This window comes from Cellvibrio sp., from assembly GCF_053579595.1.
Map to the genome: position 1 here is coordinate 1 of NZ_JBRFPI010000106.1, position 7664 is coordinate 7664.

At 50.5% G+C, this 7664-nt stretch carries 7 protein-coding genes; 4 read left to right on the forward strand and 3 right to left on the reverse strand.

Features of this window, described 5'->3' with window-relative positions; translation table 11 throughout:
* The 3 genes from ACWA6V_RS08675 to ACWA6V_RS08685 form a co-directional block, all read left to right on the forward strand.
* A partial coding sequence (locus tag ACWA6V_RS08675; RefSeq protein WP_449522110.1) for a CmpA/NrtA family ABC transporter substrate-binding protein occupies nt 1–1012 on the forward strand: 1012 nt, incomplete at its 5' end.
* Between the two features lie 15 nt (nt 1013–1027).
* Entirely contained in the window at nt 1028–1879 is an 852-nt protein-coding gene (gene ntrB / locus ACWA6V_RS08680) for a nitrate ABC transporter permease (protein ID WP_449522111.1), read from the forward strand.
* A 215-nt stretch (nt 1880–2094) separates the two neighbouring features.
* Nucleotides 2095–2625 (forward strand): DUF3833 domain-containing protein, encoded by a 531-nt coding sequence (locus ACWA6V_RS08685; protein WP_449522112.1) that lies wholly within the window; start codon nt 2095–2097, stop codon nt 2623–2625.
* Between the two features lie 25 nt (nt 2626–2650).
* Here the strand turns inward: ACWA6V_RS08685 and ACWA6V_RS08690 are convergent, their stop codons facing one another.
* Nucleotides 2651–2926: a hypothetical protein gene (locus tag ACWA6V_RS08690; protein WP_449522113.1), complete on the reverse strand. Its 276-nt coding sequence runs from the start codon at nt 2924–2926 to the stop codon at nt 2651–2653.
* 33 nt (nt 2927–2959) lie between these two features.
* Nucleotides 2960–4324 (reverse strand): GTPase HflX, encoded by a 1365-nt coding sequence (gene hflX / locus ACWA6V_RS08695; protein WP_449522114.1) that lies wholly within the window; start codon nt 4322–4324, stop codon nt 2960–2962.
* A 404-nt stretch (nt 4325–4728) separates the two neighbouring features.
* On the opposite strand from hflX, the gene ACWA6V_RS08700 reads away from it, so the two are divergent.
* Nucleotides 4729–6537 carry an endo-1,4-beta-xylanase gene (locus ACWA6V_RS08700; RefSeq protein WP_449522115.1) on the forward strand — a complete coding sequence of 603 codons (1809 nt, stop codon included), beginning with the start codon at nt 4729–4731 and terminating at the stop codon, nt 6535–6537.
* A gap of 166 nt (nt 6538–6703) precedes the next feature.
* Here ACWA6V_RS08700 and ACWA6V_RS08705 read toward each other — a convergent pair.
* Nucleotides 6704–7664: hypothetical protein (locus ACWA6V_RS08705; RefSeq protein WP_449522116.1), on the reverse strand; the 961-nt coding region annotated here is incomplete at its 5' end.

Consider the following 7664-nt stretch of genomic DNA (forward strand, 5'->3'; position numbering starts at 1 on the left):
TGCTAATAATGGGATCGACGGCGCGCACATTTTATCGCCTATGCCCTATTTAATTTCTACCGGTGCTATGACCGCAAATAATCAACCGGTTCCTATGTCGATACTCGCGCGTTTGAATTTAAGCGGCCAATGTATTTCTGTAGGTAAAGAGTATGCCGGTCTGAAACTGGACGTTACCGCCAAAGGTTTTAAAGAAGCCTTGGCTGCAAAAAAAGCATCGGGCAAAACCGTTAACGCTGCGGTGACCTTCCCCGGCGGCACCCATGATTTATGGATGCGTTATTGGCTCTCCGCTGCAGGCATTGACCCTAACAAAGATATTTCCACCATCGTAGTACCACCCGCACAAATGGTTGCCAATATGAAAGTGGGTAACATGGATACCTTCTGTGTGTGCGAACCCTGGAATGAGCAATTAATTAACCAAAAAATTGGTTACACAGCACTAACCACTGGTGAACTTTGGCACAACCATCCGGAAAAGGCGTTTGCTATGCGCAGCGACTGGATTGAAAAAAATCCTAACGCTACCCAAGCGTTATTGATGGCCGTGATGGAAGCGCAAATGTTTTGCGAGAAGCCGGAGAATCGCGAGGAAGTGGCAAAAATTTGTTCCGACCGCAAATGGATAGGAGCACCTTTTAATGATGTTATTGAGCGCATGAAAGGTAATTTTGATTACGGCACCGGCCGCGTCGTAGAGAACAGCCCGGAGCAAATGCGTTACTGGAAAGATTTTGCATCTTATCCGTTCAAGAGCCACGACGCCTGGTTTATTACTGAAGATATTCGCTGGGGTTACTTACCCGCGAGTACCGACATTAATGCACTGGTCGATAAAGTAAACCGCGAGGATTTATGGCGCGCAGCGGCGGCAGCGATCAAAGTCCCTGCAGCAGAAATTCCCACTAGTACATCGCGCGGTGTAGAAAAGTTTTTTGATGGCAAAGTGTTTGACCCTGCCAATCCAAAAGCCTATCTCGATAGCCTTGCGATTAAAAACATGGCGTAACGCGGAGTATTTACCATGGCCGAATCCAGTATCACCAGCAACGGGCTGAGCGAGGAGTCACGCAGCATGATGCAGCGTGTTAAAGATTTTGGACACTATTTGATGGTGCGGGTAGTTCCCGCTGTTGTTGTCATCAGTGTATTGGTGGCGATATGGCAAATTACTTGCTCGCGCCCCGACTCCAATCTTCCTTCGGCCACTACCGTGTTTGAAGAGACGCGCTATTTAATTGAAAACCCGTTTTACGATAACGGTGGTACCGACGTCGGAATGGGTTGGCAATTGTTGGCAAGTCTGCAGCGGGTGGCAATTGGCTATACATTGGCGGTCATTGCCGGTGTAGCGCTGGGTATTCTGGTCGGCCAATCCCTATGGGCGATGCGCGGGCTTGATCCACTATTCCAAGTCTTGCGCACTGTGCCACCACTCGCGTGGTTGCCGCTGTCGTTGGCGGGATTTCAGGACAGCCAACCCTCGGCTCTGTTTGTGATTTTTATTACCTCCATTTGGCCCATCATCATTAACACCTCGGTGGGCGTGCGCAATATCCCTATGGACTATCGCAACGTTGCGCGCGTAGTGCGGTTAAATGGCTGGCAATATTTTTACAAAATCATGTTGCCCGCGGCTGCACCCTATATCTTCTCCGGCTTGCGCATTGGTATCGGTTTATCCTGGTTGGCGATTATCGCTGCGGAAATGCTTGTGGGCGGTGTAGGTATTGGATTCTTTATTTGGGATGCATGGAATTCATCGCGCATTAGCGACATTATTCTCGCGCTGATTTACGTCGGTCTGATTGGCTACGCGCTGGATCGGCTGGTTGGACTGGCAGGTTATTTTGTCACCCGGGGTACATCACAATAACGCCCTAACACTATTCAATTGGTGTAAATAAACAAAAACGCCGGCATGGTTGCATGTCGGCGTTTTTTTATTGGGCGGTGTTTTCCAGCAAACGAATAAGGCAAATGAATCAAAAAAATGATCCTTCAACCTGGAGCAAGCGTATTTAACCAATATGTTTAGCTAACCCAACCTCATGCAAGCTATGGGGATCCATGTTCTCAAGGCGCCTATCCATGTCTGTCCACTGGAAAATGCTGTTTGTATCAGGCCTGATGCTTATGCTCACCTCCTGCTCCACCACATCGATTGATGACTACGCCAGCAACCAACCTGCCCTTGTTCCGCAGACGTTCTTTAATGGGCAGCTAAGCGCCCACGGTGTACTCAAAGACCGCAGCGGTAAAGTCACACGCTACTTCAACGCGAGTATCACCGCCTACTGGAAAGATGGGGTAGGTACGCTGGAAGAAAAATTTATTTTTGATGACGGTGAAGTCCAATATCGCAACTGGACCCTAACTCCTACCGCCGATGGCTACGCAGCAACCGCGGGCGATGTGATCGGCACTGGCAAGGCACAAGTCAGCGGCAATGCCATGCAACTCAATTATGTGCTGGAGATCAATTACAAAGGCTCGCCGCTGCAACTGAAGGTAGACGATTGGATGTGGCAGGTCGATAGCAAAACGCTGCTGAATGAATCTACGTTGCGCAAATGGGGTTTTAAAGTGGGTAGCATTCAATTGGTGATTGTTAAGCCTTAAAACCTGGCCTGAAACCGGGCGCTGATCACCCTCGTTTAATACGCACCACTTTCATCACTTCAAATGTAATGCCCGCAACAACTTGCTGTTCCGGGTAGTAGGTAATGTTTACCCGGGCACCCTTTAAACTCAGGTATTTACCCTTGCGCTTGAACTTAAATGGGACGTCGCACCCCTCCACCATTAGCGTATGTAAAATCCATTCGCCTTGCTCACGTTGAACATGGGATACCACTTTCAACAAGTCGGAATGATTGAGGCTGCTGTTTTTCTCTACCAGTTTTTTAGGGTCTGATTGCATAGTTAATTTTTGCGTATGTACGTGTGACGGATATTATCTCGCTCGATTTGAACCGGCATCGTCTGCGAGTTTGCTCAGTTTGGCAACCATATCCGGTGCGGCGCGCAGGCGAAAAAATGCACCAGTCGCATCAGCGCGCTCTTCCAGCACATTGCACGACGCAAATATCTCGCCGCGTAATTCTTGCGCCGACCAAGGCAAAAAAATCTCGGTTTCAACCAGATCTTTTTGAAAAAATTGCACAATCGTTTGATGCAACTTTTTTATATCCTCGTCGCGCTGCGCACTCAACACAATACAACCGGGATAACTCGCTTGTAGCTCGGCAATTCGCTCGGCTTGCGCCTCGGCATCCTGTAGATAATCAATTTTATTAAACACGCGAATGCGCGGCACTGTATCAGCACCAATCTCGGCCAATACTTTATCGGTAACCTCAATCTGCGCCTCATACCCGGTATCGCCCGCGTCGATAACGTGCAACAGCAGTGATGCATTGAGCGCTTCGTCCAGCGTTGATTTAAACGAGGCGACTAAACCATGCGGCAAATTTTTGATAAAACCCACGGTATCACTCACCAATACTTTAGGCACAGTGTCCGGCTGTAAGGTGCGCACTTTGGTGTCGAGCGTGGCGAAGAGTTTATTGGCCACTAATACCTCGTTGCCGGTCAATGCGCGCATTAAAGTAGATTTACCCGCGTTGGTATAACCAACCAACGCCACCTGCGCCAATCCGGTTTGCCCCTGCCGTTGCGCGCGCTGGGTTTCACGCCCCGCCTCCATCGCATCAATTTCTTTTTGCAGCTCGGCAATTCGGTCGCGCACTTTACGGCTATCGATTTCACTGCGCGACTGACCCGAACCACGACCACCCACACCACTGCGCTGCCGCCCTGATGGTCCCTCGCGTTTCGCCGCTTCACGCAAACGCGGCGCCATATAAGTCAGTCGCGCGATTTCAACTTGAATTCTGGCGGCGTGTGAACTGGCGTTGCGATGAAAAATTTCGAGGATGACAACGGTGCGATCCATCACCTCACAACCGACTTCATTTTCAAGGTTAAGCGCTTGCGACGGCGAGATTTCATGATCGACAAGAATATAATCCACCGCCTGACTCACCGCGTGCGGATCAACTTGCGCACGGCCATTCGAGGCATCTTGTTGCTCCTGCACGAATTGCCGAATCTCCTCGCGCTTACCAACACCCATATACGCCGTCGAATCGAACGCCGCACGCTTTTGCGTAAATTGCCCTACCACCTCCAAACCCAGGGTTTTTGCCAACTCGCCCAATTCCGCCAACGACGAGTTAAATTCAGTATCGTCAACACCGTCTAATTGCACAGCGACGATGAGCGCACGCGGGGCGCGTGTTTGTGCGGGGTTTAACATGGAGTCACATCTCGTAGATAAGGGCGCAATCGTGGCGCCAGAATTTAAACATGGGTTAGCAGCTTAATAGGGTCGCAGCTTAACGGGTATTGATCCCGCGTTGCACGCAGAGAGTTGCGGCAGAGAGTTGCGGCAGAGAGTTGCGATCTGCGTACCGACTGGCTGTCATTGCAAGACTTACGGCGCAAAGTTCCGTTCAATCAGACGTCGCGCGCCAATATTTTGAGCACAGCATCTCGGTTAATGGCGCCAGCCTCATCGTTTGTGGGCGAACGATTTACCAAACATATGGTCAACTATACAATAAGTCACAATTCCGGATGCGACACCACTTACATCGTCCCAGATGCCGAGCCTGCGATCTTGAAGCTAGATTTCCTAAAAACCATAAGAGAGTGATCACTATGAATATTAATCGTTGCAGCTTATTAGCCGTTCTACTGGCCCTGACCGCCTGCGGTGGCGGGTCCGGCTCCGGGTCCAAATCCTCCAGTTCGTCGGTCGTCAGTTCGATGTTGTCGAGTTCGGCGGCTTCCCTATCATCGGCCGTGAGTTCAGTGTCTTCATCAACGGACATGAGCTCAATATCTTCCTCCGCCATTACCTCCAGCATATCTAGCGCCAGCTCAAGTTCGACACCAGTAGTGATTGAGCTGGCCGAAAACGGCGGCTTTGAAGACTCGGAAGCAGGCAGCACCGCGCCCGCGAATTGGTCTTTGGCAAACAATGAAGGCACCGCGGTAATTCAAGTTATTAGCGCGGCTAATCAACCATCCAATGTGCACAGCGGCAATCGAGCCCTGGAGGTCGCCATCAACACGATCGGCGCTAACCCCTGGTCGATAGAAACCACTCATACCGGGCTCAATAACGGAGGCATTCCGGTAGTTGGTGGCAGCATTTACGCCTACAAAGCCTGGGTAAAAGGCCCTGCCGGCGCGCAAGCCAATTTCACCGTCGGCACTCCCGCTCCAGCTTACGCTGAGCGTGCCCGTAGCAATGTCACCCTGAGCGGTGAATGGCAAGAGGTCAGTATCGAAGTCACCACCAGTACGGACGATACGCTATTGCGATTGCCGGTTCATTTTTCTCTCGCAGCAAACGTAGGCGCGACTATTTACGTCGATGATTTCTCTTTCACCAAAGTGGAATCCATCACTTACGAATATTCGCCTGTCACGGTTGAGAGCCTCCGCAGCCTGAGCCCCGGCAATATGCCAATTGGTGTTGCTGTGGCAGCAGGTAATTCTGCGATCAGCCCGCTGACTAACATCCCGCGCCAAACCGTCGTGACTCAGCACTTCAATCAGCTGACAGCAGAAAACATTATGAAGCCCAGCTTTCTGCAACCGACCCAAGGTCAGTTCTCCTTCGGTGATGCAGACGCCCTTATCGACTTTGCTGAAGCTAATGGTTTGAAGGTGCATGGTCATACGTTGCTGTGGCACAACCAAATTCCAAACTGGATGCAAAACTTCTCGGGCACCAAAGACCAATGGTTAGACGTATTGAGAACGCATGTCTCTACCGTGGCTAGTCACTTTGCCGCGCGCCAGTCAGTCGTTAGTTGGGACGTGGTAAACGAAGCTTTCGAAGACGCGGGCGGTCGTTATCGCGGTTCAGCAGCAAATACCGGATCTTCCGTGTGGTACACCAATATTGGCCCGGAATTTATTGAAGAAGCGTTCAAAGCTGCCCACGCGGCCGCTCCTAACGCCGATCTGTATTACAACGACTTCAGCACTGAATGGAACCGGCCGAAATTGGATGCAGTGGTCGCGATGGTAGAGGATTTCCAAGCGCGCAATATTCCTATCGATGGTGTTGGTTTCCAAATGCACGTGTGGGGCAACGCTAACGTCGCCACCATCCGTGAGCATCTGAAATTAGTGGCAGATATTCGCCCGGCGATCAAAGTTAAAATTACCGAACTGGACGTACGCTTAAATTACGTAGATCCGCCACTATCAGCTAACGCCTACACTCCAGCGCGCGCCGACCAGCACAAAGCGTTAATTAAAGGCATTGTTGAAGCCTACCTCGAGGTGGTACCCGCTGAGCAGCGTGGCGGCATTACCGTTTGGGGCGTTGCCGATGTTGATAGCTGGATTAACTCGCTCTATGGCCGTCCAGACTGGTCACTATTCTTCTTCAACGACATGAGTCCAAAGCCTGCACTACAAGGCTTCGCTGATGCACTGAGCGGTAACTAGGACTAAACCAGGCGGCCTAACCATTCGCCTGACCAAAAAAATTGCCGGGATCAGAAATGATCCCGGCATTTTTTTTGAAGAAAAACCTATTTGGTCAACATCCGGGTAATAATTTTTGTGAGACTTTTCTGCGAGAAACACAACGTCCTGAATTGGTTTGAATGTTTTATTGAGCGCGAGTACTGAAGTGCAACGTGGGCGCGCGGTTGCCATCGCCATGTTCCGAATCGTAAAACGATACTTCCAGCGCGCCGAGCGGTTTCAACAAAAGCCCGCGTGTGGTGCCATCGAACATTCGCTGCAATACGGGGCGCGGAATGGTGACTAAGGTTTTTCCGCCCGCTTGCGTTACCTCTGTATCAAAAATCATTTGGCCGTTAAGCAAGGATTGCAAATCTTTCCCTTGCGTAAAATTGGCAAAGGTCACGCTGGCTTGTTGCCAATTTGCATCGCCGCCAAAAATTTCAATTACCCGCACTTTATCAAACTCAATACCAAAATCTTCACCTAATGCGGCAACGTAATTCCCACCTTGCTGTACTGATTGAGTGGTGAGTTCCAGTACGCCTGCACCATCAGCCTTTTTTCCGCGGTAAGGTTGCAGATCCCAGCGCAACAAGGGATATTGATCCGCGCTAACGGTAAGCACGCGCACACCATCCGATTGCCAGTTATTAAAATTAACCGTTGGAAAGGCCGGGTTAATCACGGCGTCGTGTTTTACGCGCAGGTGTTCTTTGAAAGTATCGAGCGGTGGAACCGGCGGATGATAAATAAGTGGTTCGCCCACATCAGGTTTTGCATCCTTCACTTTTACGACTTGGGCGCGGTAATAATCAATATCCAGATAATATTCTCCCGGGCCCCAATCTGTGACTCCAAGTTGAACATTCACCTGATCGCCAGGCACCGCATCAAGGTTGCGTGTAGTCATACTGATAAGGTGCCAATCAGAATTCTGCTCGAGGTCATACTCACGCAAGTGTTCGTGGAAGTCAGTTGAGCGTTGCGTGTTGATCATAAAATTAACCCGGCGCGGCGAATGGCTGGGGCGCACCCTGGCTTCCACGCGCAATTCGTAATCGGGGCTTTTGAGTTTTTCCATATCCAACGACTGCGCAACATCG

Bases quoted from the DNA above. Each gene is read 5' to 3' on its own strand.
- ntrB (WP_449522111.1), top strand. From the start codon at position 1,028: ATGGCCGAATCCAGTATCACCAGCAACGGGCTGAGCGAGGAGTCACGC.
- ACWA6V_RS08685 (WP_449522112.1), top strand. From the start codon at position 2,095: ATGTCTGTCCACTGGAAAATGCTGTTTGTATCAGGCCTGATGCTTATG.
- ACWA6V_RS08690 (WP_449522113.1), bottom strand. From the start codon at position 2,926: ATGCAATCAGACCCTAAAAAACTGGTAGAGAAAAACAGCAGCCTCAAT.
- hflX (WP_449522114.1), bottom strand. From the start codon at position 4,324: ATGTTAAACCCCGCACAAACACGCGCCCCGCGTGCGCTCATCGTCGCT.
- ACWA6V_RS08700 (WP_449522115.1), top strand. From the start codon at position 4,729: ATGAATATTAATCGTTGCAGCTTATTAGCCGTTCTACTGGCCCTGACC.